The 24,933-nt window shown below is 61.0% G+C and carries 22 protein-coding genes; 12 read left to right on the plus strand and 10 right to left on the minus strand.

Going from position 1 to position 24,933, the window contains the following annotated elements; translation table 11 throughout:
- Positions 1-7: 7 nt before the first annotated feature.
- Positions 8-1,600: a DHA2 family efflux MFS transporter permease subunit gene (locus ACIQWS_RS21405; RefSeq protein ID WP_403184079.1), complete on the plus strand. Its 1,593-nt coding sequence runs from the start codon at positions 8-10 to the stop codon at positions 1,598-1,600.
- Here the strand turns inward: ACIQWS_RS21405 and ACIQWS_RS21410 are convergent.
- The gene (locus ACIQWS_RS21410) at positions 1,597-2,298 is read right to left on the minus strand and encodes an MOSC domain-containing protein (protein WP_403184081.1); all 702 of its coding nucleotides are present in this window, start codon (positions 2,296-2,298) and stop codon (positions 1,597-1,599) included. The two genes, ACIQWS_RS21405 and ACIQWS_RS21410, sit on opposite strands and share 4 nt — an antisense overlap.
- Before the next feature lie 461 nt (positions 2,299-2,759).
- Here ACIQWS_RS21410 and ACIQWS_RS21415 point away from each other — a divergent pair, with 461 nt between their 5' ends.
- From ACIQWS_RS21415 to ACIQWS_RS21430, 4 genes are all read left to right on the plus strand, one after another.
- Positions 2,760-3,863, plus strand: a complete 1,104-nt coding sequence (locus tag ACIQWS_RS21415; RefSeq protein WP_223612458.1) for an ABC transporter substrate-binding protein — start codon at positions 2,760-2,762, stop codon at positions 3,861-3,863.
- Positions 3,864-4,105: 242 nt separating this feature from the next.
- Entirely contained in the window at positions 4,106-4,921 is an 816-nt protein-coding gene (locus tag ACIQWS_RS21420; RefSeq protein WP_403184219.1) for an ABC transporter permease, read from the plus strand.
- Positions 4,918-5,709 (plus strand): ABC transporter permease, encoded by a 792-nt coding sequence (locus ACIQWS_RS21425; protein ID WP_403184084.1) that lies wholly within the window; start codon positions 4,918-4,920, stop codon positions 5,707-5,709. Before ACIQWS_RS21420 ends, ACIQWS_RS21425 begins: the two co-directional genes overlap by 4 nt.
- A gap of 15 nt (positions 5,710-5,724) precedes the next feature.
- The gene (locus ACIQWS_RS21430) at positions 5,725-6,792 is read left to right on the plus strand and encodes an ABC transporter ATP-binding protein (protein ID WP_223612456.1); all 1,068 of its coding nucleotides are present in this window, start codon (positions 5,725-5,727) and stop codon (positions 6,790-6,792) included.
- 81 nt (positions 6,793-6,873) lie between these two features.
- On the opposite strand, the gene ACIQWS_RS21435 is transcribed toward ACIQWS_RS21430, so the two are convergent.
- From ACIQWS_RS21435 to ACIQWS_RS21455, 5 genes are all read right to left on the minus strand, one after another.
- Positions 6,874-8,040, minus strand: a complete 1,167-nt coding sequence (locus ACIQWS_RS21435; protein ID WP_403184087.1) for an iron-containing alcohol dehydrogenase — start codon at positions 8,038-8,040, stop codon at positions 6,874-6,876.
- A gap of 20 nt (positions 8,041-8,060) precedes the next feature.
- Complete coding sequence (locus ACIQWS_RS21440; protein WP_403184089.1) at positions 8,061-9,446, minus strand: aldehyde dehydrogenase family protein; 1,386 nt, start codon at positions 9,444-9,446, stop codon at positions 8,061-8,063.
- Positions 9,447-9,528: 82 nt separating this feature from the next.
- On the minus strand, positions 9,529-10,899 hold the full coding sequence (locus ACIQWS_RS21445; RefSeq protein ID WP_223612451.1) for a glutamine synthetase family protein: 1,371 nt from the start codon (positions 10,897-10,899) through the stop codon (positions 9,529-9,531).
- A gap of 81 nt (positions 10,900-10,980) precedes the next feature.
- The gene (locus ACIQWS_RS21450; RefSeq protein ID WP_346307190.1) at positions 10,981-12,561 is read right to left on the minus strand and encodes an amino acid permease; all 1,581 of its coding nucleotides are present in this window, start codon (positions 12,559-12,561) and stop codon (positions 10,981-10,983) included.
- A 54-nt stretch (positions 12,562-12,615) separates the two neighbouring features.
- The gene (locus tag ACIQWS_RS21455; protein ID WP_403184092.1) at positions 12,616-13,419 is read right to left on the minus strand and encodes an N-formylglutamate amidohydrolase; all 804 of its coding nucleotides are present in this window, start codon (positions 13,417-13,419) and stop codon (positions 12,616-12,618) included.
- Between the two features lie 135 nt (positions 13,420-13,554).
- On the opposite strand from ACIQWS_RS21455, the gene ACIQWS_RS21460 reads away from it, so the two are divergent.
- Both ACIQWS_RS21460 and gndA read left to right on the plus strand, forming a co-directional pair.
- The gene (locus tag ACIQWS_RS21460; RefSeq protein ID WP_223612448.1) at positions 13,555-14,388 is read left to right on the plus strand and encodes a MurR/RpiR family transcriptional regulator; all 834 of its coding nucleotides are present in this window, start codon (positions 13,555-13,557) and stop codon (positions 14,386-14,388) included.
- A 90-nt stretch (positions 14,389-14,478) separates the two neighbouring features.
- Positions 14,479-15,897 carry an NADP-dependent phosphogluconate dehydrogenase gene (gene gndA, locus ACIQWS_RS21465; protein WP_403184095.1) on the plus strand — a complete coding sequence of 473 codons (1,419 nt, stop codon included), beginning with the start codon at positions 14,479-14,481 and terminating at the stop codon, positions 15,895-15,897.
- A gap of 69 nt (positions 15,898-15,966) precedes the next feature.
- Here the strand turns inward: gndA and ACIQWS_RS21470 are convergent, their stop codons facing one another.
- Positions 15,967-16,965 (minus strand): GlxA family transcriptional regulator, encoded by a 999-nt coding sequence (locus ACIQWS_RS21470; protein ID WP_403184097.1) that lies wholly within the window; start codon positions 16,963-16,965, stop codon positions 15,967-15,969.
- Positions 16,962-17,525: an isochorismatase family protein gene (locus ACIQWS_RS21475; protein WP_403184100.1), complete on the minus strand. Its 564-nt coding sequence runs from the start codon at positions 17,523-17,525 to the stop codon at positions 16,962-16,964. Before ACIQWS_RS21475 ends, ACIQWS_RS21470 begins: the two co-directional genes overlap by 4 nt.
- Positions 17,526-17,953: 428 nt before the next feature.
- Between ACIQWS_RS21475 and ACIQWS_RS21480 the strand changes: the two genes are divergently transcribed.
- Positions 17,954-18,562, plus strand: coding sequence for an alpha/beta hydrolase (locus ACIQWS_RS21480; protein WP_403184102.1), 609 nt, complete (start codon positions 17,954-17,956; stop codon positions 18,560-18,562).
- Between the two features lie 33 nt (positions 18,563-18,595).
- Here the strand turns inward: ACIQWS_RS21480 and ACIQWS_RS21485 are convergent, their stop codons facing one another.
- Both ACIQWS_RS21485 and odc2 read right to left on the minus strand, forming a co-directional pair.
- Positions 18,596-19,225 (minus strand): GNAT family N-acetyltransferase, encoded by a 630-nt coding sequence (locus tag ACIQWS_RS21485; protein WP_403184221.1) that lies wholly within the window; start codon positions 19,223-19,225, stop codon positions 18,596-18,598.
- Positions 19,226-19,309: 84 nt separating this feature from the next.
- Positions 19,310-20,443, minus strand: a complete 1,134-nt coding sequence (gene odc2, locus ACIQWS_RS21490) for an ornithine/lysine decarboxylase (RefSeq protein WP_105731891.1) — start codon at positions 20,441-20,443, stop codon at positions 19,310-19,312.
- A gap of 541 nt (positions 20,444-20,984) precedes the next feature.
- Here odc2 and ACIQWS_RS21495 point away from each other — a divergent pair.
- From ACIQWS_RS21495 to ACIQWS_RS21510, 4 genes are all read left to right on the plus strand, one after another.
- Positions 20,985-22,175, plus strand: a complete 1,191-nt coding sequence (locus ACIQWS_RS21495) for an amidase (RefSeq protein WP_403184106.1) — start codon at positions 20,985-20,987, stop codon at positions 22,173-22,175.
- A 1-nt stretch (position 22,176) separates the two neighbouring features.
- A complete protein-coding gene (locus ACIQWS_RS21500; RefSeq protein WP_223612442.1) occupies positions 22,177-23,076 on the plus strand; it encodes a LysR family transcriptional regulator in 900 nt (299 codons plus the stop codon).
- Positions 23,077-23,188: 112 nt separating this feature from the next.
- Positions 23,189-23,803: a DUF1007 family protein gene (locus tag ACIQWS_RS21505; protein ID WP_346307210.1), complete on the plus strand. Its 615-nt coding sequence runs from the start codon at positions 23,189-23,191 to the stop codon at positions 23,801-23,803.
- 4 nt (positions 23,804-23,807) lie between these two features.
- Positions 23,808-24,923: a nickel/cobalt transporter gene (locus ACIQWS_RS21510; protein WP_403184108.1), complete on the plus strand. Its 1,116-nt coding sequence runs from the start codon at positions 23,808-23,810 to the stop codon at positions 24,921-24,923.
- Positions 24,924-24,933: the final 10 nt, after the last annotated feature.

Consider the following 24,933-nt stretch of genomic DNA (forward strand, 5'->3'; position numbering starts at 1 on the left):
CGAGATCATGTCGAGCACGACCATCAGCGGAAAGCCAGCGGCACCGGCCGTGCCGTCCGATCACATCGATCCGAAGAAAGCCATCGCCTTCGTGGCGATGGTCTTCGGCATGTTCATGGCCATCCTCGACATCCAGATCGTTTCGGCATCGCTTGCCGAAATTCAGGCGGGTTTGAGCGCAAGCTCCGACGAGATTTCCTGGGTGCAGACCTCCTATCTCATCGCCGAAGTCATCATGATCCCGCTGTCCGGCTTCCTCGGCCGGCTCCTGTCGACACGCGTTCTCTTCACCATTTCGGCGGCGGGCTTCACCGCAGCCAGCGTCCTGTGTGCCACGGCCACCAATATCGACCAGATGATTGTCTACCGCGCCATCCAGGGTTTCATCGGCGGCGGCATGATCCCCAGCGTCTTTGCCGCTGCGTTCACCATCTTCCCGCCTTCCAAGCGCTCGATCGTCTCGCCGATCATCGGCCTCGTGGCCACGCTGGCGCCGACCATCGGGCCGACCGTCGGCGGCTATCTCAGCCACGCCTTTTCCTGGCACTGGCTGTTCCTCGTCAACGTCATTCCCGGCATCATCGTTGCCTTTGCCGCCTGGAACCTCATCGACTTCGACAAGGGCGACAAGTCGCTGTTCAGCAAGTTCGACTGGTGGGGTCTGGCCGGCATGGGCGCGTTCCTCGGCTCGCTCGAATACGTGCTCGAGGAAGGTCCGCGCAATGACTGGCTGCAGGACAGCACGATCTTTTTCTTCGCCATCGTTCTCGTCCTTGGTGCGCTGCTGTTCTTCTATCGTGCCTTCACCGCCGAGGAGCCGATCGTCGACCTGCGCGCCTTCAAGAACCTCAATTTCGCCTTCGGCTCGGTGTTTTCCTTCATCATGGGCGTCGGCCTCTATGGCCTGACCTATCTCTATCCGCTCTATCTCGGCCGCATCCGGGGATATGACGCGCTGATGATCGGCGAAGCCCTGTTCGTCAGCGGCCTGGCCATGTTCATGACCGCCCCTGTCGCCGGCTTCCTGTCCAACCGGATGGATCCGCGCCTGATGATGATGATCGGCTTCATCGGTTTTGCCGCGGGCACCTGGACCATGACCGGCCTCACCGCCGACTGGGACTTCTATGAATTGCTGCTGCCGCAGATTCTGCGCGGCTGCTCGCTGATGCTGTGCATGGTGCCGATCAACAATCTGGCGCTCGGCACCCTGCCGCTGTCCCGCCTGAAGAACGCTTCGGGCCTGTTCAACCTGACACGCAACCTTGGCGGTGCCGTGGGCCTTGCCGTCATCAACACGATCTTGACGGATCGCAGTGTCAAGCATTACGCCCAGCTGTCCGAAAAGGTGCGTTGGGGCAATCCGGAAGCGGAGAATCTGATGGCCAGCATGGCCAAGAATTTCCAGTCGCACGGCATTGACGGCTCGTCCGCGGCACTCAGCCGAATTTCCGGCATGGTGCATCAGCAGGCCTCGCTGATGTCGTTCATGGACGTCTTCTATATCCTGACGATGCTGTTCGCCTCGCTGGCGCTTTTTGCCGTGCTCATGCGCAAACCGGCACCCGCTGCCTCGGGCGGCGGAGGCGGCGGGCACTAGTGCCCTTCTTGTTCGCCCTTGAGGCGGCTTGACCAGTCCTCGACCTTGCCGGTGGCCAGACGGCGCTCGGCATAGCGGCGCCATCCATCGGGAAGCCGTTCCAGCGCGGCCATCTGCGCCAGTTCATCGAGGTTCATGGTGTCCACGTACAGCGTGCGCCACAGTCGGTGGATGGTCCACTCGGGCGAAGTGCGGTCAATGAGCGCCAGCGTATCACCGGGCGCGACATAGCCGCTTTGCAGAACCCGGTAATACCAGCCTGTCCGTCCCGTTTTCTGCACCCGCATGGACATGTCGGCGACGCCGAAACGCGCGGTCAGCTTCCAGCAAGGCTGGCGTCCCTGCGAGACCTCGACACGCGCGCCGCCTAGCTGGAATACATCGCCGAGCGCCACCGTGGTCTCATCAAGCCCGGTGGTCGATATATTCTCGCCGAAGGCCCCGGCCTGTTCGAGGAGGGGGATTGCCCCGATATCGGCAACCCATTTGTCATAGTGATCGTAGGGATAGTGGTGGACGGCCTTCTCGATGCCGCCATGGCGCACAGGATCGCCCTGCGCATCCCCCTCAAAACCGGTCTCGCCAAGCCAGAGCCGCCCGTTGACCCGCTTTTTTGCTATCCCGCTCGGTATTTTTTTGTCGCCGAGCGGCGCGAGGGCACCGGTCAGCAGTGCGATTGTACAATCTTTGATCGTCATGATGCCCGGTTTTCTAGCAGGATTTGCGCCGAATTGCGACCCGAATCCAGCACGGCGATTCCACCGGAAAACGGCTGTACCACGGTATCCGCCAGACGCGGCAGATTCCCGAATTTTTGCAAAATAATGTTAGTCCGCTAACCGGATTTTTCGAGCCCCCGCCGGTCCTTGTGGATGAGCATGTCGCAGGAAATCAAATGCGACATTCATTATTCGGCTAATTGCCGCTCATGCCAATCTTTTTGTCGTTATGGGAGCAATTCAGCCGACTGTCCGGACACTGTCATAATTCTCTCACGCGCGAATTGCTAAGCCACCAAAAAAATGTTTCACTTCTTTCCACTGCTCAGCAAAAGACGTTCGCAGGCCTGTCATCTAACTGACATGAGAGCCCTATATCGGGAGGCAGGAACGTCGAAAACAGAGCCAATGACGTTTGTCGCTTAAACAGGGGTGTTAAAATGGTTGTTTCTTCAAAACGCTTGCTCTCTCTATCGACAGCGCTGCTGTTCGCAAGCACCACGCTTTCGTTCGCGGATGCGCCGGCTGATCTGGTTGCCGCCGCGAAAAAGGAAGGGTCGCTGACGACCATCGCGTTGCCGCACGACTGGTGTGGTTATGGCGATATCATTGCCGGTTTCAAGGCAAAGTACGGCCTGACCGTCAACGAACTCAATCCGGATGCCGGATCGAAGGACGAAGTCGAAGCGATCAAGGCCAACAAGGACAACAAGGGCCCGCAGGCGCCTGACGTCATCGACGTCGGTCTTTCCTTTGGCCCCGATGCCAAGAAAGACGGCCTGACACAGCCTTACAAGGTTTCCACCTGGGATTCGATCCCGGCCGAACTGAAGGATGCCGACGGCCATTGGTATGGCGACTATTACGGCGTCATGTCACTCGAAGTGAATACCGATATCGTCAAGAATGTCCCGAAGGATTGGGCTGACCTGCTCAAGCCGGAATACGCCAACACTGTGGCGCTTGCCGGTGATCCCCGCGCGTCCAACCAGGCCATTCTCGCCGTACAGGCTGCCGGTGCATCGACCGGTGCCAAGCCCGGTGCCGCTGCTGCCGAAGCCGGCCTGAAGTATTTTGCTGACCTCAACAAGGCCGGCAACTTCGTTCCGGTCATCGGCAAATCAGGCACACTGGCACAGGGTGCTACCCCGATCATCATCACCTGGGATTATAACGCCCTCGCCGGTCGTGATACGCTCAAGGGCAATCCGCCGGTTGAAGTCGTTGTTCCCGCATCGGGCGTTCTTGCCGGTGTCTATGTCCAGGCCATCAGCGCCTATGCACCGCATCCCAATGCCGCCAAGCTCTGGATGGAATATCTCTATTCCGACGAAGGCCAGATCGGTTACCTCAAGGGCTATTGCCATCCGACCCGCTTCAAGGATCTGATAAAGAACAACAAGGTACCGAAGGAAGTCCTCGACAAGCTGCCGCCGGCAGCAGCCTACGAAAAGGCTTTCTTCCCGACGCTTGATGAACAGGCTGCCGCCAAGGAAGTCATCACCAAGGGCTGGGACAAGGTTGTCGGCGCCAACGTCAAGTAATCTCTGACCATCGGATCCCCGTGGAAACATCCGCGGGGATTCCCTTTTTCAGAGACAAGGCGCGCCCTGCTCGAACCCTCGGTCAGTTTGTTCGCTTCGCAATTGATGCGGTAGCGTCTATAATGCAGCTCAGAAAGCGGTCTTCAAAATCCATGAGTGTGATTTCAGAAGCAAGCACCTCCTCTAGTCCACCTGCCGCCACCCAGGAGCGCAAGCGCTTGTCGCTTGACTGGCTCGGTGTCATGCCGTTCTTCCTGTTTGCCGTGATGTTTCTGGTTTTGCCGACGATCTATCTCGTCGCCGGGGCGTTCCAGGATGCGCAGGGCAATCTGACGTTCGCCAATCTCGTCAATCTGTTCCAGCCGTCCATCATGGATGCCTACTGGATTTCGATCAAGATTTCGCTGACATCGGCATTGCTCGGCGCCTTCATCGGTTTCAGCATCGCCGCGGCAATCACCCTGGGCGGCCTGCCGAGCTGGATCCGCGCACCCATGATGACGTTTTCCGGCGTCGCATCGAATTTCGCCGGCGTTCCGCTGGCCTATGCCTTTCTGTTCACACTCGGGCGTACCGGCCTCGTCACCTACCTCCTGGTCAACGTCTTCGGGTTCAATCTCTACGCGCATGGCTTCAATCTTCTCAGTTTCTGGGGCCTGACCATCACCTATCTCTACTTCCAGATTCCGCTGATGGTGCTGATCATCACGCCCGCGCTGGACGGGCTGAAGCGCGAATGGAAGGAAGCCGCCACCATTCTCGGCGCAACCGGGCCGCAATACTGGCGCATGGTCGCCTTCCCGATCCTGTGGCCTGCCCTGCTTGGCACCATTCTTCTGCTTTTCGCCAATTCCTTCGGTGCGATCGCCACGGCCTATGCGCTGACCGGCTCGTCGCTCAGCATCGTCCCGATCGTCCTCTACGCCCAGATCCGCGGCGATGTCCTGCAGGACCCGCAGCTCGGCTACGCCCTGGCCTTCGGCATGATCATCATAACAGGCATTTCCAACGGCATTTACATCTGGATGCGCGCCCGCAGTGAACGGTGGCTCAAATGAAGAAAAACCGTTTCTGGTCCTGGCTTGCCCTCGCCTTCGGCATTCTCTATTTTGCCCTGCCGCTGATCGGCCTGTTTGAGTTTTCGCTGCGCATGCGGCGCGGGGTCTATTCGCTCGATGCCTATTGGGTCGTGCTGAGCGATCCCGGCTTCCAGGCGACGTTCGCCTATTCCGTCGTCATGGCCATCGCCACCATTTTCGTCGGCGTGCTGCTCATCGTTCCCACGGCCTATTGGGTGCGTCTGCGCCTGCCGGGCTGGCGGCCGTTCATCGAGTTCATCACGCTGCTGCCGCTGGTCATTCCGGCGATTGTCATCGTGTTCGGCTATATCAGGCTGTACAACACCTCCTCGATGCTGCCGCTGACCGGTTCGGCCATGGGCACCAACATCCTTTTGTGCTTCGGTTATACGACACTGGCGCTGCCCTACATGTACCGCGCCGTCGATACCGGCCTTGGCGCTATCGATATCCGCACCATGACGGAAGCCGCCGAAAGCCTTGGCGCAAGCCGGATAACCATCATGGCACGCATTATCCTGCCCAATGTGCTCATTGCGGTGCTGTCGGGTGCGTTCCTGACCTTCGCCATCGTCATCGGCGAATTCACCATGGCAGCCCTGTTGAACCGTCCGGCTTTCGGACCGTTCCTGCAGCTGCTCGGCGCCAACCGCGCCTATGAACCGGCGGCGCTCTCCGTCATCGCCTTTGCCATAACCTGGGTTTGTATGGGGCTTATCCAGGTCGTCACCCGCTTCAACAAATCCCTCGCTGCAACCAAGCGATAATCGGGAACCTTGCCAATGTCATTTCTCACCATCAGCCATTTGAAAAAGAGTTTTGGAGCCACGACGGTTGTTCATGATTTCAACCTGAGCATCGAGAAGGGTGAATTCATTTCCTTCCTCGGCCCCAGCGGTTGCGGCAAGACAACGGTGCTGCGCATGGTCGCCGGTTTTGAAACCCCGACATCCGGCACGATCAGCATCGGCGGCAAGGACGTCGTCAACCTCAAGCCCAACCAGCGCAATATCGGCATGGTGTTCCAGGCCTATGCGCTTTTCCCCAACATGACCGTGGCGCAGAACGTCGCCTTCGGCCTGAAGGTTGCCAAGAAGCCGCAGGCGGAGATCAACGCGACGGTGCACGAGATGCTGTCGCTGATCAAGCTCGACCATCTGGCCGAACGTTTCCCCTATCAGCTCTCCGGCGGCCAGCAGCAGCGCGTGGCGCTCGCCCGCGCGCTTGCCACCAAGCCGCAGGTTCTCCTGCTCGACGAGCCGCTGTCGGCGCTCGACGCCAAGATCCGCGTGTCGCTGCGCGAGGAAATCCGGGCGATCCAGCGCAAGCTTGGCATCACCACGATTTTCGTCACCCACGACCAGGAAGAGGCCCTGTCGATCTCCGACCGTATCGTCGTCATGTATGAAGGCAAGGCCGAGCAGGTCGGCGCGCCATTCGAGATTTACAACCAGCCCTCATCGCGTTTCGTCGCGTCCTTCGTCGGCACGCTCAACACGCTGGATGCGGTTGTGCGCGATGCGGCCACCGGCACCATCACCGTCGACGGCAAGGACGTGTCGATCGGCCTCAAGCGCCTCAACGGCCACAAGACTGGCGACAAGATTTCCCTTGCTGTGCGCCCGGAGGCCGTGAGCCTCGGCGGCGCCACCGGCAATCGCGAGACGACGCTGGACGGCAAGATCAACAGCGTGCACTTCCTCGGCTCGGTCATCCGCATCCGCGCCTCGCTCGGCCAGAACACCGTGTCCTTCGATACGTTCAACGATCCGAGCGCACCGCCGCCGGTGCCCGGTGAAGACGTCAAGGTCAGCCTCGCCGCCAAGGACCTGCTGGTTCTGGAGCACTGATCCGCATCATGTCGGCAAAACAAAACGGGGTGCTGCTGCCAGCACCCCGTTTCAATTTGACGATTGAAGCAGGCCCGGAGCCTATCCTTCAATCGCTTCGTCCAGCAGCTTGAGCGCTGCTTTCTTTGTCAGTTTGACCGGATTGCCGCCAGCGGTCGGATCGACAATCGCCATGTCGGCGATCAGTTCCTTCTGTTTCTTGCTCATGTTGAGATCCTTGATCAGACCGGGCAGCGCATGCGGCACCTTCAGCTCCTTGCGCAGCTTGAGGATCGCCTTGGCAAAGCCGTCGAACCCGCCCTTGATGCCGATATAGCTGGCCAGCCGCGCAATGCGCTCTTCCACCGCATCGCGGTTGAACGCCAGCACGTAGGGCATGAACACCGCGTTGGTCATGCCGTGATGGGTGTCATACAGCGCGCCGATGGGATGCGACAGCGAGTGGATCGCGCCGAGCCCCTTCTGGAAGGCGGTGGCGCCCATGGCCGCCGCGCTCATCATATGGGCACGCGCCGTCAGGTCCTTGCCGTTGGCGTAGGCCTTGGGCAGGTTTTCGAACACGAGGCGGATGCCCTCGACCGCGATGCCGTCGGCCATCGGGTGATAGCCCGGTGCGCAATAGGCCTCGAGGCAATGCGCCAGCGCGTCCATGCCGGTACCGGCGGTGATGAAGGCAGGCATGCCCACCGAAAGCTCCGGATCGGCAATGACGATTGCCGGCAGCAGCTTCGGATGGAAGATCACCTTCTTGGTGTGGGTCTCTTCGTTGGTGATGACACCGGCGCGGCCCACTTCCGAACCCGTTCCCGCCGTGGTCGGCACGGCAATGATCGGCGCGATGACATCGCTGTTGGCGCGCGTCCACCAGTCGCCCACATCCTCGAAATCCCAGACCGGCCGGGTCTGGCCCGCCTGGAAGGCGATAAGCTTGCCTAGATCCAGCGCCGAGCCGCCGCCGAAGGCGATGACGCCGTCATGCTTGCCCTTCTTGAACACGGCAATGCCGGCGGTGAGGTTGGATTCGACCGGGTTGGGTTTCACCTCGGAGAAAACGCCGTAGGGAACTTTGGCATCGTCGAGAATTTTCAGCGTACTCGCCACCACCGGCAGCTTGGCCAGGCCGGGATCGGTGACGAACAGCGGCTTCTTGATGCCGGTCGCTTCGAGAACCTCGGGCAGTTCCTTGATACGGCCCGCACCGAAGCGAACGGTGGTCGGGTAATTCCATTTGGAGATCAGCTTGCTCATCATGTGTCTCTTTCAGAAAGTCAGATCGCTTCACGCAGGTGGAAGGATTTGGGACGGGTCAGGTTGCCGTAGCCGATGGCCGACATGGCAGCGCCCCTGCCGGTTTCCTTGACGCCGGTCCACACCAGCGCCGGATCGATATAATCGCAGCGGTTCATGAACACTGTACCGGTTTCGATCCGCTCGCCGATGGCGGCGGCGCGGTCCGTATCGGTGGTCCACAGCGACGCCGTCAGGCCGTACTGGCTGTCATTCATCAGCGCCAGCGCTTCCTCGTCATTGCGCACCTTCATGATGCCGACGATGGGGCCAAAGCTTTCCTCGCGCATGACGCTCATCTGATGGTCGACGCCGGTCAGCACTTCGGGCGCGAGGTAGGGCGACCCCGCCGCGTCATTGGCAACGCGCATATTGACATGCGCCTTGGCGCCCTTGCGCAGGGCTTCCGCCTTCTGCTCGCGGATGAGTTCGGCAAAGCGCGTCTGCGCCATCGGTCCCATCGTCGTTGCCGCATCGAGCGGATTGCCGACCACATACTGCTTGGTCAGATCGACAAAGCCGTCAACGAAGCGGTCATAGACATCCGCATGCACATAGATGCGCTCGATGCCGCAGCAGCACTGGCCGGAGTTGAAGAAGGCGCCGTCGACCAGATTGGCCACCGCTTGGTCGAGATTGACGTCCGGCAGCACATAGGCCGGGTCCTTGCCGCCCAGCTCAAGCCCGAGCGACATGAAGGTGCCCGCTGCGGCCTTTTCGATGGCGCGGCCGCCGCCGACCGAGCCGGTGAAATTGACATGGTCGATCCGGCCCGACCCCAGCAGTTTTTCCGTCTGGGCATGGTTCAGCACGATGTTCTGGAAAACGCCCTTCGGCAGCCCGGCCGTAGCAAAAGCCTGGGCAAAGCGCTCGCCGACCAGCAGCGTCTGCGCCGCATGTTTGAGAATGACGGTATTGCCCGCCATCAGCGCCGGGATGATCGTGTTGACGGCGGTCAGATACGGATAATTCCATGGCGCAATGACCATGACGACGCCGAGCGGCACATGCTTGATGTAGCGGCGGAAGCCCGGCTTGTCGTTTTCGATAACAGGCGCAAGCGCCCGTTCGGCAATCCCGACCATGTAGCGGGTGCGTTCCTCCACACCGCCCTTTTCGCCGCCATAGCGCACGGGGCGGCCCATCTGCCAGGCAATCTCCGGCACGATCTCGTCGTTCATGCCGAGCAAGGCATCCAGCGCCGCAAGGCAAAGCCTACCGCGTTCGGCAATGCTGGTCTGCGACCAGCCGGCCTGCGCCTGCCTTGCCGCTTCCACGGCCGCGTCGATGGCCTTGTCCGTTGCAACGGGACGCTCCGCGTAGACGGAGCCGTCGATGGGGGTGATCAGTTTGACCGTCTCGGTCATGGGTAAACCTCTAGTCTGTGTTTTCCAAAAGCTGGCCCCGCCCCGCGGACGCATGCCGCGGGACAGGCCTTTGCCGTGATCTTCAATACCGTTCGAAACCGCGATGCAACTCCCAATCGGTGACGCGGCGGTCATATTCGAACTGTTCCCACTTGGCGGTGTGCACGTAATGCTCGACCACTTCGTCGCCGAGCGCCGTCTTCAGCATTTTCGACTTCGCCAGCGTTTCGGTCGCCTCGCGCAGGGTCTTGGGGATTTCCCGCAACCGCGCCCCGCCATAGGCATCGCCCTGGAACGGCTTGTCGAGTTCAAGTTTTTCGTCGATGCCTGCCAGACCCGACGCGATCAGACCGGCAAAGGCGAGATAGGGATTGAGATCAGCCCCGCCGATGCGGCATTCGATGCGGATGCCCTTGGTGCCTTCGCCGCACAAGCGGAAGCCCGCCGTCCGGTTGTCGAGGCTCCAGACATTCTTCGTCGGCGCAAAGGTGCCCGCCTGGAAGCGCTTGTAGGAGTTGATGTAGGGCGCGAGGAAGAAGGTGAAGTCGTCGGCATATTTCAGCTGCCCGGCCACCCATTGCCGCATCAGCGGCGACATGGTGTGTTCGGCGTTCTTGTCATAGAACAGCGGCGTCTTGCCATCGGCGCTCCACAGCGAGTTGTGCACGTGGCTGGAACTGCCCGCCAGCGCATAATCATATTTCGCCATGAAGGTGATCGCCTTGCCCATCTGGGTGGCGATTTCCTTGCAGCCGTTCTTCATGATCACATGCCGGTCGGCCATTTCGAGCGCTTCGGCATAGCGCACATTGATTTCTTCCTGGCCCGGCCCCCATTCGCCCTTGGAGTTTTCGACGGGAATGCCCGCATCGAACAGACCGTTGCGGATGGCGCGCATGACGGCGTCTTCCTTAGTGGTCATCTGGATCACATAGTCCTGGATATAGGGCGATGCGGTGGTCATGCCCTTCCAGTGCTTGGCACGCGCACTCTCATAGGTCTCGTCGAACAGGTAGAATTCCAGCTCCGAGGCGAAGTAGGCGAGATAGCCCCGCTCCTTCAGCCGCGCCAGCTGGCGTTTCAGGATGGCGCGCGGCGAATGGGCGAGATCCTCGTGATGGTGATGGTCGAGAATATCGCACAGGACCAGCGCGCATTTTTCCAGCCACGGAATATGGCGGATGGTGGAAAGGTCGGGCTTGATGACGAAATCGCCATAGCCCTGTTTCCAGCTGGCCGCCTTGTAGCCGGGCACCGGCTCCATGTCGATGTCGTTGGCCAAGAGATAGTTGCAGCCGTGCGTCTCGTCATGGGCGGAGTCGACGAAGAAGCTGGCATGAAAGCGCTTGCCGATCAGGCGGCCCTGCATGTCGACGAAGCAGGCCAGCACCGTGTCAATTTCGCCATTGGTTACATGGCGCTTTAATTCGTCGAAACTCCAATGTCCGGGCATTTCTTGTCTATCCTCAAACAGAATTTGGATTGGGTCAAAAGACAGGGCGGCCGGCCCGAGCCCGCCGCCCCCGTTTTGCAATCAGCCGCGTTCGCCGACGGCCTTTTCAGCGGCAGCGATTTCGGCGGCACGCTTGGCCACGGCATCGCCGATGGGCGGGCCCTGGAAACGGCGGCGCTCGAAGCCGAACCAGACAGCGGCCGTCACCACCAGGAAGCCGACGGTGATGTAGAGAGCCCATTCATTCGGCGGCTGGATGCCGATGACGAAGATCAGCGCCATGGCGAGGATCGACAGGATGGCGAACAGCTTGAACATGCCTTCACCCAGGTTCCATGGTCCCATCTTGTTCCATTTCGGCGTACCCCAGGCGAAAAAGCCCAGCGCGATCGGAATGGCGAAGGAGAAGAACAGGAAGATGACCGTGCAGGAAACGACCACCGAATAGACCGGCGTGTCACCGATGGACACCATGTTCGACCCCCAGACAAACAGCACCGCCAGGGTAGCGCCGGTCCAGATGGCGGCGACAGGCGTGCGGTATTGCGGGCTGACTTTCGACAACAGGCTCGATCCCGGCAGGCCCTTGTCGCGGGCGAAGGCGAAAATCATGCGCGAGACCGAGGTTACCGTCGCCAGACCGCAAAGGAACTGGCTGATGAAGATCAGGAAGTAGAGAATGTTCTTGACGACAGGATTGACCTGTTCGCCCATCGCCCAGAAGAACACGTTCCAGCCCTGTGCCGCCGCCGCATCCATGCTTGGCAGCATCAGCACGAACGAGCACAGCATGATGTAGCCGAAGACGGCCGACCAGAGCACCGATGAAACCATGCCGCGCGGCACGGAATGCGCCGCCTTGACGGTTTCTTCGGATGTATGGGCGGATGCGTCATAGCCGGTGATCGTGTAGATCGGCAGCAGCAGGCCAAGCAGGAATACCCACAGGCTCGAGCTGGTGGGCCAGACGGGGCTGCCGGTCATCGATCCATCCGCCGCCGGCGTCGGCATGCCGGAATAGTTGGCGAATGTGAACAGGCGGCTGAATTCGAACGACTTGGCCGAAGCGAGGCAGACCAGCGACAGGGCAATCGCCGTGGCGAAAATCAGATAGCCGGAAAAGTCGGTCAGCTTGGCGGTGAGGCCGATGCCCATATGATTGACCAGGGCCTGGATGCCGGTCAGGATGATCAGGAAGATGATCTGCACCGTGATGGAATCCGTGATCCCGAGATAGGTGCCGAAGGCGCCGATGAAGAAATAATAGGTGCCGACATTGATCGCGCCGAGCACGGTGATCAGGCCGAGCAGGTTGAACCAGGCTGTCAGCCAGCCGGTGCCGCGATTGCCGAGGATCGAACCCCAGTGATAGAGGCCGCCGGCGGTCGGGTAAGCTGAGCTGATCTGCGCCATGGCGATGGCGAAGACCGCCGAGACCAGGCAGCCGAGCGGCCAGCCGATGCCGATGGCGGCACCGCCGGCACCCGCCGTCGCCTGCCCCAGCGAATTGATGCCGCCGGACAGGATGCAGATGATCGAAAACGAGATGGCGAAGTTGGAGAAACGGCTCATGCGCCGTTCCAGTTCCTGGGCATAGCCCATGCCGTGGAGAACTTTGATGTCCTCCGATTTATCCACGTCGGTATAATCTTGGTGTGTCATCGTACTCACGTTCCCCGTTATTCTTGAGAAATTTCTAACGTCAGATACCAATCCTTATGCGATCCTGTTTGCAGCCTTCCTGGTTGTGGAAAGCGGCCCTTGGGCAATTTCCTTCAAAATGGCCGAGAGTGTCCCGGCCCATGCTTTTTCTTCTTTGGGTGTGGTGATGAGATCGTTGCGGATCTCGATCATCACCGCGGCAAGCCCTTGCGCCGACGCATGGCGGTCAAGCGTGTAATAGACCCGGTCGGCGGGCGAATAGGGCTCATTGATGCCGACGCAGTATTGATCGAGCGCCTGCAGGCCCGCAATGAGGGGTGCCGCAACCTGATCGTAATCGTCATGGATGATGCCGATGTGCCAGGGCCGCTCGACCCCGCGATAGACCGGCGTGAACGAATGCACCGCCACATAGACCGGCGCCGGAAAACCCTTGCGCGCACGCTCCCTTGCCAGTTCTTCGATGGCCGCATGATAGGGCTGATGCGACAGCGCGATGCGCCGCTGCCTTTCCGCAGCATCGAGCCCCGTATTGGCGGGCACCGTGGTCAATTCGCTCGTGGCCGGGATGAGATCGGGCGCCTCGAGCGGCCGGTTGCAATCGATGATCAGCCGCGAGACGCAGGATTCAACCAGCGGCGCATCCAGCAGCGCAGCCATCCCCTGGCTGACCCCCAGCGCGCCGGGGTCCCAGGCGATATGCTTTTGCAGATCGTCCGGCTCGAGGCCGAGACGGCCATAGGGCGCGGGAATGTGGTTGGAAGCGTGATCGCAGAGAATGACAAACGGCGAGCCACCATCGGGGTTGGATACCCGGACCGGCTCCCAGACACTGTGCGTGGCCTGCGATAATCCCATTTTGCCCTCTTCGGCAATTTGTACTTTGTATTACATTTTGTATTTTTATTTCCACTCACGTATGATTTGATACACAAGTCACAAAATTGTCAAATGCGAAAATTGCGTTTCTTGACTTTGACCGAAAGAAGTTTGATGGGAACAAGCATTTCCGAACTGATCAGCGAAAAAATCGATGCCATGTCGACGTCGGAACGCAAGGCCGCGCAGACCCTCATCGCCAACTACCCGCTGATCGGCCTGCGTACAGTGGCGGAGTTTTCGGCGCAGGCGGGGGTCAGTTCGCCGACGATCCTGCGTTTCGTTTCGCGCCTCGGCTTTCAGGGCTATCCGGAATTTCAGCAGGCCCTGCAGCAGGAGCTGGCAGCCCAGATCCAGTCGCCGCTCAACCGCGCGACGATCATTCAGTCATCCAAGGGCAGCGCCGCTTACCCCCTGATGGAAGCGGCCATCGAGAACATCCGTGAAACATTTCACCATCTTTCGACGCAGCAGCTGGACGATGCGACGGAGGCGCTCAGCCGCACCCGCACCCACGTCTATCTGCTCGGCGGCCGCTTCACCGATCCGATCGCCATCTACATGGCGGCACATCTGAAGATCATCCGTTCCGGCGTCACCCACCTCACCGGCCAGGAAAGCAACTGGCGCGACCAGCTGATCGACATGGGCAGGAAGGATGTCCTCGTCATCTTCGATATCCGCCGTTATCAGGACAGCCTCATCCGCTTCGCCGAGAAGGCGCAGGCGCGTGGTGTCGAGATCGTGCTGATCACCGACCAGTGGCTGTCCCCCATCGCTCGCTTCGCCCGCCATGTCATCGCCGGGCGCACGGCCGTCCCCTCGCCCTGGGACTCCTCCACCACGCTTTTCCTGATGGCGGAAACCCTGATCGCCGGGGTGACGCACAAGCTGCAGAACAGCAGCGCCGAACGCATCCGTGACATGGAACAGTTGCGTGATGGCTGAGATTGTCATTGCCCGGCAGGCACATTGATATACAAATGCTCACCCGGGCTCTGGGCCTGCGTTCGAATCGAATAAAGCAAGGACATAATCATGCAGCAAGCTGACATTGGATTGATCGGCCTTGGCGTCATGGGTGCCAATCTCGCGCTCAATATTGCCGAAAACGGTTATCGCGTCGCGGTGTACAACAGGACGGTGGAAAAGACCCACGCCTTCCATCAGGAAGCGGGCGCCCTCAAAGACAAGATCATTTCCTGCGAAACGCTGGAAGACCTGGCCAAAAACATCCGTGCACCCCGCCCGATCATCCTGATGGTGAAGGCCGGCGAGGCCGTCGATGAGCAGATTGCAGCGCTGAAGCCCTTCCTTGCCAAGGAAGACATCATCATCGATGCGGGCAATGCCAACTTCCACGACACGGTCCGCCGCCTGAAGGAACTCGGCGCCAACGATCCGACCTTCGTCGGCATGGGCGTTTCCGGCGGCGAGGAAGGCGCACGGCATGGCCCATCGATCATGGTCGGCGGCACGCCTGAATCCTATGCGCGCATCGAGCCGGTCCTGACAGCCATTTCGGCGAAGTATGAGGGCGAATCCTGTTCCGCGCTGCTCGGCCCCGATGGCGCCGGTCACTTCGTCAAGACGATCCACAACGGCATTGAATATGCCGACATGCAGATGATCGCCGAAATCTACGGCATCCTGCGCGATGGTCTCGGGCTGTCGCCGGTTGAGATCGGCAAGATTTTCGACACATGGAACAAGGGCCCGCTCAATTCCTACCTGATCGAAATTACCGCCAAGGTGCTCGCCGCCACCGACACGGAAACCGGCAAGCCGGCCGTCGAGATCATCGTCGACAGCGCTGGCCAGAAGGGCACCGGCCGCTGGGCCGCCATCGAGGCGCAGATGCTCGGCATCCCCGCAACCGGCATTGAAGCGGCGGTTGCCGCGCGCTCCATTTCCGCGCTGCGCGGCGAACGCGCCAAGGCGGCCAAGGCCTATGCCTCGCTCGGCACGCCCAAGCTTGCGGGCACCGACCAGTCGTTCATCGACGCACTCGAACAGGGCCTGCTGGCTGGCAAGATTGCCGCCTATGCGCAAGGCTTTGCCGTCATGGCTGGTGCTTCGGCCGAGCATGGCTGGAACATCCCGCTCGACACCACGGCGAAAATCTGGCGCGCCGGCTGCATCATCCGTTCGCAGTTCCTCGACGAGATCGCCTCGGCTTTCGCCGGTGGCGGCCAGGACAATCTGCTGCTTGCCCCATCCTTCGTCGAACGCATGAAGACAGCATCGACGGCGTTGCGCGACGTGGTTGCCAAGGCGGCCGTGGCCGGTCTGCCGACCCCGGCGCTTGCTGCTGCTCTCGGCTATTTCGATGGCTACCGGCAGGCGCGCGGCACGGCCAATCTCATCCAGGCGCAGCGGGATTTCTTCGGCGCGCACGGCTTCAAGCGCGTGGACAAGGAAGGCGATTTCCACGGCCCATGGTCGGATGTCGGCTGACAATATCACGTGCTGAAATGATCCCTTTGAAACCGCCTCCGCCAACGGGGCGGTTTCTTTTTGGGTTGATCACGGCGTTCCCCGCGCCCCGCTCGGCGGCGTGGCGTGGATGCGGCCCCACGCCCGGCGCAGCTGACGCGCCGAGGCAAAACCGGTGCGTTCCGCCACACCCTCCATATCCAGCCGCGTATGGCTGAGGATTTCCTGCGCCAGCGCCACCCGCAGGCGGTTGAGATAATCGGGAATGCTCATTCCGGCATGTTCGTTGAACAGGCGCGACAGGTGCCGCGGGCTGGTTGCGGCGATATCCGCCAGGCTTTCCAGCGTCCAGTGTTGCGCCGGGTCGGCGGCGAGCCGGTCCTGCACCCGGTGGATCGCCGGGTGGATGTGATTGCGTCCGTCCAGCCATGGCGACCATTGCGGATCGGTGCCGCTGCGCCGGAGATAGACCACCAGATAGCGCGCGACGGCCACGGCACAGGCCGGACCGGCCATCTCGCTGACCAGATGCAGCATCAGGTCGATACCCGCCGTGATCCCCGCACTTGAGTACCGGTTGCCGTCCTCGACATAGAGCCGGTTGTCCAGCACCCGCGCCGTCGGCACCAGCGCGCGCAACTCGTCAATCGAAGCAAAGTGCGTGGTACAAATGCGGTCATCGAACAGGCCGGCACGCGCCGCCAGCAAGGCGCCGGAACAGATGGTCACCAGCGTCTGGGTTTCCCCCATATGCGCTTTCAGCCAGGCGACAATATCCGCATCGCGGTGTCCATGCACCTCCGCCTCGCGGCTCGCCGCCGTGTCCAGCAGCGTCGTGGTATCGCCCGCCAGCATGATCATCGCATCATCCGGCACATGGTCGGGCAACAGCTCGATGCCGCTGATGGTCAAGCCGATGGACGTGGTGACACTGGCGAGCGGGCCGACATAGCGCACGTCGAAATGCACCGTGTCCTGTTCCAGATTGGCCTTGCGCAGCACCTCCACCGGTCCGGCAATATCAAGCAGCAGCGCCCTTGCGGGCACCACCACCAGAACATCGATATGCCGGGTGCCGTCCGTTTTCATGCGGCCAGCGCCTGCCCCGCCCCGTTCAACGCCTCATCGACCGTGACGATCCGGGCAAAGCGCCCGGCCAGCACCAGCTCGGTGCGGGCACGGATCTCGTCGGCGCTGAAGGTGCGCCCGGCGGCATTGGTCATGGCGAAGGTCAGCGTCGCCTCGGAGACGTAATCGACGGTATAGCCAAGATCCGAGGCATGGCGCGTGGTGGTTTCGCAGCACTGTTCGGTGCGGATGCCCGACACCAGCAGCTTGCGGATGCCGTTCTCGGTCAGCCAGACATCGAGCCCGCTGCCGACAAGCGCGCTGTGCCGGGCCTTGTGAAACACGACATCGGCTTCGAGAGAAACCGGTGCCAGCGGCCGGATGAAGCCGGAGTCCAGTGCAAACGGGCCATCCCCGTCGACATGGAAAATCTGGATGACCGGAAGGCCGGCAGCCTTGGCGCCATCGATCAACCGCTGGATATTGGCAATGAAAGCCTGTGCTTCGGCTTCGTTCCAGTAGGCGCGCTGGCGGAAGGATTCCTGCACGTCGATGACGATAAGAGCGGTATCTGCGGACATTTCTGGCATCTCCTGTGTGTTGATATCCCAACAGTACAATGCGATGCAATCGGCAGATACGCATGCAGCGGACGAGAAGCGGACAAAAAAGGACATCGATTGCATTCCTTTGCACTTCCATCTGGTGCGTGGTTCGACAAGCTCACCATGAGGGAAGTGGAGGATTGCAGGGAGCCGTATTCTGCAACATTGCAGAATTGGCCTTGCGGCCAACTCACCTCCCTCATGGTGAGCTTGTCGAACCACGCACCAACTCCATTGCAAGCGTTGTCAAAGATTTCAGAACCATGCACGCTCACTGTCTCCGCCACGGAGACAATCCATCAAGCGGCGGGTAGCTTCCGCTATGGCATCAGGCATTCCATATGTGAGGCAACACAGTGCAATCCATGGCCCAGGTGCAAAGGCACCGGGCGGAAGGGACGGATATGTCGACGCATTCCTATCAGCACCGCATCCATGCGGCGCAAACCCCGAACAGCCCCCTGTTCTTCGTCTTTCACGGAACGGGCGGTGACGAGAACCAGTTCTTCGATTTCGCCCGCCGCCTGATCCCGTCAGCGGGTATCGTCTCGCCGCGCGGCGATGTCTCGGAACATGGTGCCGCGCGCTTTTTCCGCCGCACCGCCGAGGGCGTCTACGACATGGACGATCTCGCCGTGCGGACACGGGCCATGGCAGATTTTGTCAAAGCCCACAAGGACGCTGCCAATCCATCCGACGTTGTCGGTCTTGGCTATTCGAACGGCGCCAACATTCTTGCCTCAGTCATGCTGGAGCAACCGGAGCTGTTTGACGCGGCCGTCCTGATGCATCCGCTGATTCCGTGGACACCGGCGCCGCAGCCGAAACTGGCGGGAAAGCGGATACTGATCACCGCCGGGCAGCGTGATCCGATCTGCCCGCCCGATCGCACGCAGGCGCTGGCGGATTATCTCGCCGCACAGGGAACCGACGTGGCCATCGCCTGGCATCCCGGCGGACATGAAATCCAGCAGAGCGAGATCGGAGCGATCCAGGAATTCCTCGCCCGTTAAACAAAAAGCCGGCCAAAGGGCCGGCTTTTCCATTCAGGCGGAGAACCGCAGCGACACAGGAATGATCCGCATCGCCCGCGATGAGCGGCGGCCTTTCGGCGTCAGCAGTCCCTTGGCGCCATCCAGATGCCCCGGCTTCAATTCAAGCGCGAGGAAGCGCCGGCGTTCGACCGGACCCGGCATGGCAAGCCCTGCCGTCTTCGCGCCGGTGAAGCCGAAGCGTTCGTAATATTCAGGGTCGCCGACCAGGATGACGGCGCCGTGGCCGAGCCGGGCGGCTTCCTTGATCGCATGGCGCATCAGCGCCGAACCGATGCCGAGATCCTTCGATGCGGGATCGACGGCAAGCGGTCCGAGCAGCAGCGCGCGCACGCCCTTGCCCGCGGCGTCATGGCCGGCCTGGATGTCCCAGAGCCGGACCGTGCCGAGCAGCGCGCCGCCCGCGCCGCGTGCCGAGAAGGCAAGACCTTCCGACGGCAGGCGGCCACGGCGCAGCTTTTCCGAAGACTTGCGGCGGCGGCCCTCGCCCATGGCGCGGTCGAGCAAATCTTCGCGCGCCTTCTCGTCCTGCGGCAGTTCGTTGACGATGGCATAGGCACCCGCGCCGGCAAAATACAGGCCGTCGGGTACCAGGTTCTGTTCGATGTTTTCTGCTGCGTCCATTGTCTCGACCAATCGTGTCATGTGCGTGTCACCGCTGCCCGGCGCGTTGCCGGGCAGAACGTTTCAACCGGGCTTGAAGCCGGTTTAGATGACGTATGATCGGAGTGGTTCGAAGCCGTTGAAGGCCACAGCGGAATAGGTCGTGGTGTAGGCACCTGTTCCCTCGATCAGCACCTCATCGCCGATGGTCAGCGAAATGGGGAGCGGATAGGGGTTCTTTTCGTACATCACGTCAGCGGAGTCGCAGGTCGGACCGGCCAGCACGCAGGGTTCGCTGCGATCGCCATCCCGCGGGGTGGTGATCTGGTAGCGAATGGCTTCGTCCATGGTCTCTGCCAGGCCGCCGAACTTGCCGATGTCGAGATAGACCCAGCGGACATTGTCGTTGTCGGCCTTCTTCGAAACCAGCACGACTTCCGCCTTGATGACACCGGCATTGCCGACCATGCCACGGCCGGGCTCGATGATGGTCTCGGGCAGGCGGTTGCCGAAATGCTTGCTCAGCGACTGGAAGATCGCCTGGCCATAGGCCTGTGCGGTCGGCACGTCCTTGAGGTAACGGGTCGGGAAACCGCCGCCCATATTGACCATCTTCAGCGTGATGCCTTCCTTGGCCAGCGCGTCGAAAACCTGCTTGGCATCGCCCAGGGCACGGTCCCAGGCAGCCAGGTCCGTCTGCTGCGAACCGACATGGAACGACACACCGTAGGATTCGAGGCCGAGCTTCTGCGCCGCGCGCAAAACGTCGACAGCCATGGCCGGCACGCAGCCGAACTTGCGCGACAGCGGCCATTCGGCGCCGGCACCATCGGTCAGGACACGGCAGAACACCCGGGCGCCGGGAGCGGCACGGGCAACCTTTTCGACCTCTTCGACGCAATCGACGGCGAACAGGCGAATGCCGAGTTCGAAGGCGCGGGCAATGTCCCGCTCCTTCTTGATGGTGTTGCCGAAAGAAATGCGGTCAGCCGATGCACCGGCATCCAGCGCCATTTCGACTTCCGCAACCGACGCGGTGTCGAAGTTCGAGCCAAGCGAAGCCAAGAGACGCAGGATTTCCGGCGCAGGGTTGGCCTTCACGGCATAGAAAATCTTCGAGTCCGGCAAGGCCATCTCGAAATTGTGGAAATTTTCGCGCACGACTTCGAGGTCGAGCACCATGCAAGGGCCATTCGGGCGTCGGGTATTGATGAAATCGAGAATGCGCTGTGTAGCCATCTTGGGTCTCCAATCGTGACGGCACTTCCGGCCGCCTCAACAAGTCGCGATCGCAGGGGTTTCTCCCCCGTATGACCGCCAGGACAAAGTGCGTGAATCCATCTCGCGCGAAGCCAGCCTTTGGAGATGCTGGAAACACGGACAAGTTCATGCGGCGATGGATCTACGCTAAGCCAGCGTTGATCCGCTTTGTCTGCCTTGGTTTGGATGATGCCATCCGCACTACCGGCAATGAAGGTGTGCCTCTTCAGTAATTCCGGCTTGTGGACAGCCGAAAGACACCAGAAAGGCCCGCACCGTCGTTGCTTCAAGATGTCCTCAGTCTGGCAGTAGGCCGTCAAACTGACTGGAGGGGTTAGTTCCAGGTACCATACCGCTTCTTCACCATAATGAAGATCGGCGGACACCCATGGGGCACGTGCGACTTTGGGCAAGGGCGATATAAGTCCAAACTTGTGTCCAATCAATGACAAATCTCGCATCTGCGAATTTTTTTTATTCATTGAACAAAGGGGGTCAAATCACATAGAATCATTGAACGATGAGCACGATTTCGCCCCTGAATGCCCTGCTGAATCTGCCTTTTCAGGCCTTTCCATCCGTGGAGGGCCCGCTGAGCGGCTATACGCTCGCCGTCAAGGATATCTTCGATGTGGCCGGTTTGCCGACGCAATGCGGCAATCCGGCGAAAAATCACGAATCAGCCGCAAGTATTACCGCGCCGTCGGTGCAGAAACTGCTGGATTCCGGCGCCCGTTTCATCGGCAAGACGCAGACGGACGAGCTGGCGTTTTCGCTGATGGGGCAGAACAGCCACTACCCCTTTCCGGTCAACCCGAGGGCACCGGACCGGGTAACCGGCGGATCGTCGTCCGGTTCCGCCTCGGCCGTGGCCGGCGGGCTGGCCGACATCGCCACCGGATCGGACACCGGCGGCTCGATCCGCGCCCCGGCGAGCTTCTGCGGACTGATCGGCCTGCGCACGACCCACGGCCGCATATCGCTTGCCGGCACCATGCCGCTTGCCCCCTCGCTCGACACGTTCGGCTGGTTCGCCCGCGACAGGGACCTCTACGGCAAAGTCGGCGCGGTCCTGCTCGGACCGGACGCGGACGATTTCAAGCTCAACCGCCCGCTGTTCATCCCGCTGCTCGAACACTACCTGCTCGGCGAAGCGGAAGACGCCGCCTTCCGCGCCATGTACCGGCACGTCGCCGCCCATCTCGGCCACGCCAGATCCGCCCGCCAGTCCACAGCCTCCATGGACGACCTCTATCTTTGCTTCCGGCAGATCCAGGGCTTCGAGGCCTGGGCCAGCCATGGCGCCTGGATATCGGCAGGGGATCGCCAGCTTGGCCCCGGCGTCAAGGACCGCTTCGACTATGGTTCGGCCATCGACGGCGCGACCTATGGGGCACAGACCCGGCGCCGCGATCTCTTCCGCCGCGAGCTTGCCGATGTGCTTGGGGATGACGGCGTCATGGTCCTGCCGACCGTTCCGGGTGCCGCGCCCCTGGTCAGCTCGCCCTTCGACGAACTGCAGACCTACCGGGAACGCGCCCTGCACCTGCTCTGCCTGTCCGTCCTCTCGGGATTTCCGCAGATCACCTTGCCGCTCGGCGCGGTGCACGGCGCACCTTTCGGCATTTCCTTGCTTGGCCCCAAGGGCAGCGACAGCGCCCTCATCCGGCTTGGCAGCGCCATCCTGTCCGCCGCGGAAGGAAACCACTGACATGGACACACTCACCCGGATGCGGGCCTATATCGATGTGGTGGAGGCGGAAGGCTTTTCCGCCGCAGCCCGGAAGATCGGCCGCTCCAAGGCGCTGTTGTCCAAATATGTGCGGGAGCTGGAGGACGAGCTCGGCGCGCTGCTGCTCAACCGCACCACCCGGCAATTCTCGCTGACCGAAGCCGGGCACACCTATTACCAGCGCGCCAGCGAAATCCTGCGCGAGGTGGAAAGCCTGCAGGAAACGGTGCGTGAATCGAGCAGCGACATCAAGGGCCGCATCAAGATATCGGCGCCGCGCACCTTCGCCGATGCGGATATCGGCCAATGCCTGATCGACTTCTGCATCGCGCAGCCGGATATCATTCTCGACGTGCGCCTGGATGACCGGTTCGTCGACCTGGTCGAGGAGGGTTTCGATCTTGCCATCCGCATCACCCGGCTGCAGGATTCCTCGCTCATCGCCAAACGCATCGCCCCCTTCGGCACGCTGCTGTGCGCCTCTCCCGATCTGATCGAGCGGGTCGGGCGTCCGACCCGCCCCGAACAGCTGGCGTCCCTGCCCTGCATCATCGATACCAACAACCGCTCGCGCAACAATTGGCAGTTTCTCAACGACAGCGGCCCGACGATTTCGGTTCAGGTATCCGGGCAGATGGAAATCAACAGCCCGCTGTCCACCCGCCGCGCCGTGCTGGCCGGGCTGGGGTTCGGCTCCATGCCGGATTTCATCGCCAGGCCCGATATCGAAAGCGGCAGGCTGGTCAGTGTGCTCGAGGAATTTTCGCTGCGCGATGGCGGAATTTATGCGGTTTACCCGCACCGCCGCTATCTTCCGGCGAAAGTGCGCGTGCTTGTTGACTATCTGGCAAAATGGTTCAAGGACAACCGCAGGGCGTGAATATGTTATATCGTCCCAATTTCGACACGTTCGGAATGTCCTTTGCGCTCATGTTACAGGCGGAATAATGCACCAAAGATTCGCGATTTTCATCGCAACCCTCGCAGCAGGCATGATGATCGCCTCACCGGCGTATGTGCACCCGCATGTCTTTGCCGAAGCGCGTCTCGACGTCACCATCAATCCCGACGGAACCGTGCAGAAACTCGGCCATGTCTGGCGTTTCGATGATCTCTTTTCCAGCACCGTTCTCGTCGAATTCGACAAGAACGGCGACCTGAAGCTGGACGAGAAGGAACTGACCGACCTTGCAAACACGATCAACGCGTCGATTTCCGAGTTCGACTATTTCCAGACCGTGACGCTCGACAACAAGAAGGTCGTCATGGCGCCGCCGGAGCATCTGATCGCGGATTTCCAGAACAACCAGCTGCTGATCATCTTCGAGAGCAAGCCGAAGCAGCCGCTGAAGCTCGGCAAGGTCACCAGTTTCGGCGTTTATGATCCGACCTTCTACACGGCGATCGACTACGTCAATGACAGCGATATTCATGTCACCGGCCTGCCCGCCAACTGCAAATCCAAGGTGGTGCGGCCCAATCCGGATGAAGCGCTTGCCGCCAACCAGGCGACGCTGACCGATTCTTTCTTCAACGACCCATCCGGGACCAACATGTCGAAAATCTTTGCGACCAAGCTGGAAATCGACTGCCCGGCAAAAGGATAAGATGATGCGGAAAACAACCCTTGTTTGTGCCCTTATTCTCGCAGCGCTGTTTGGCGGCCACGCATGGGCGCAGACCTCGTCGCTCGGTATCGGTTCGAACGAGGTGGCGATGCAGCCGACCGGGCCTTTCGCTGAAATCATCCTCTGGATCAACATCCAGCAGCGCAATTTCTACCTCGCCATGACCCATGCGCTCAAAGCCATGCGCGAGGACCCCTGGCAGGCCTCTGTCCTCGTTGGCCTCTCCTTCCTCTACGGCATCCTGCATGCGGTCGGCCCCGGACACGGCAAGGCGGTGATTTCCTCCTACATGCTCGCCAACGAGACCACGCTGAAGCGCGGCATCCTGTTGTCCTTCGCCTCGTCCATGCTGCAGGCCATCACCGCGCTGTTCATCGTCGGCCTGGCCTGGCTCGTGCTGCGCGGCACCACCGTGTCGATGAACGACGCGGCGCGCTATATGGAGATCGCCAGTTTCGTCCTGATCATCGCCTTCGGCCTGTCGCTGCTCTGGCGCAAGCTGCCGCTCCTGTTCGGCCCGCGCGTCGCCCATCTCATGCCGGAAAAGCACGATCACGGTTCCGTCCTGACCGACCACCACCACGATCATCATCACAGCCATGACGATGATTGCGGTTGCGGGCATGACCATCACGATCATGGCCACCACGATCACAGCCACGCGGCGCATGCGCACGCCCACCACACGCATGATCATCACGATCACCATCATGCGGCGAGCGAGGTCTGCGCCACCTGCGGACATTCCCATGCGCCCGATCCGGCGATGCTCGGCGGTGAGTTCAACTGGAAGACCGCATGGTCGGCCATCGTGGCGGTGGGCCTGCGCCCCTGTTCCGGCGCGCTGATCGTGCTGACATTCTCGCTGCTGAACGGGCTGATGCTCGGCGGCGTGCTCTCGGTTTTCGCCATGGCCTTCGGCACCTTCATCACCGTGGCGGTGCTGGCGACGCTGGCGGTCACGGCCAAGAATGTCGCCTTAAGGATTTCCGGCGGCGGCGCGCTTTCAACCCGGGTTCAGAACACCATCGAAGTCGGCGGCGCGCTGTTCATCGTGCTGGTCGGCGTGCTGCTGCTGACGGCGGCGCTGCGTTTTTAAAGGAAAGGCT

Origin of the sequence: Phyllobacterium sp. NPDC097923 (genome assembly GCF_044760925.1) — a bacterium.
GTDB lineage: Bacteria > Pseudomonadota > Alphaproteobacteria > Rhizobiales > Rhizobiaceae > Phyllobacterium > Phyllobacterium calauticae.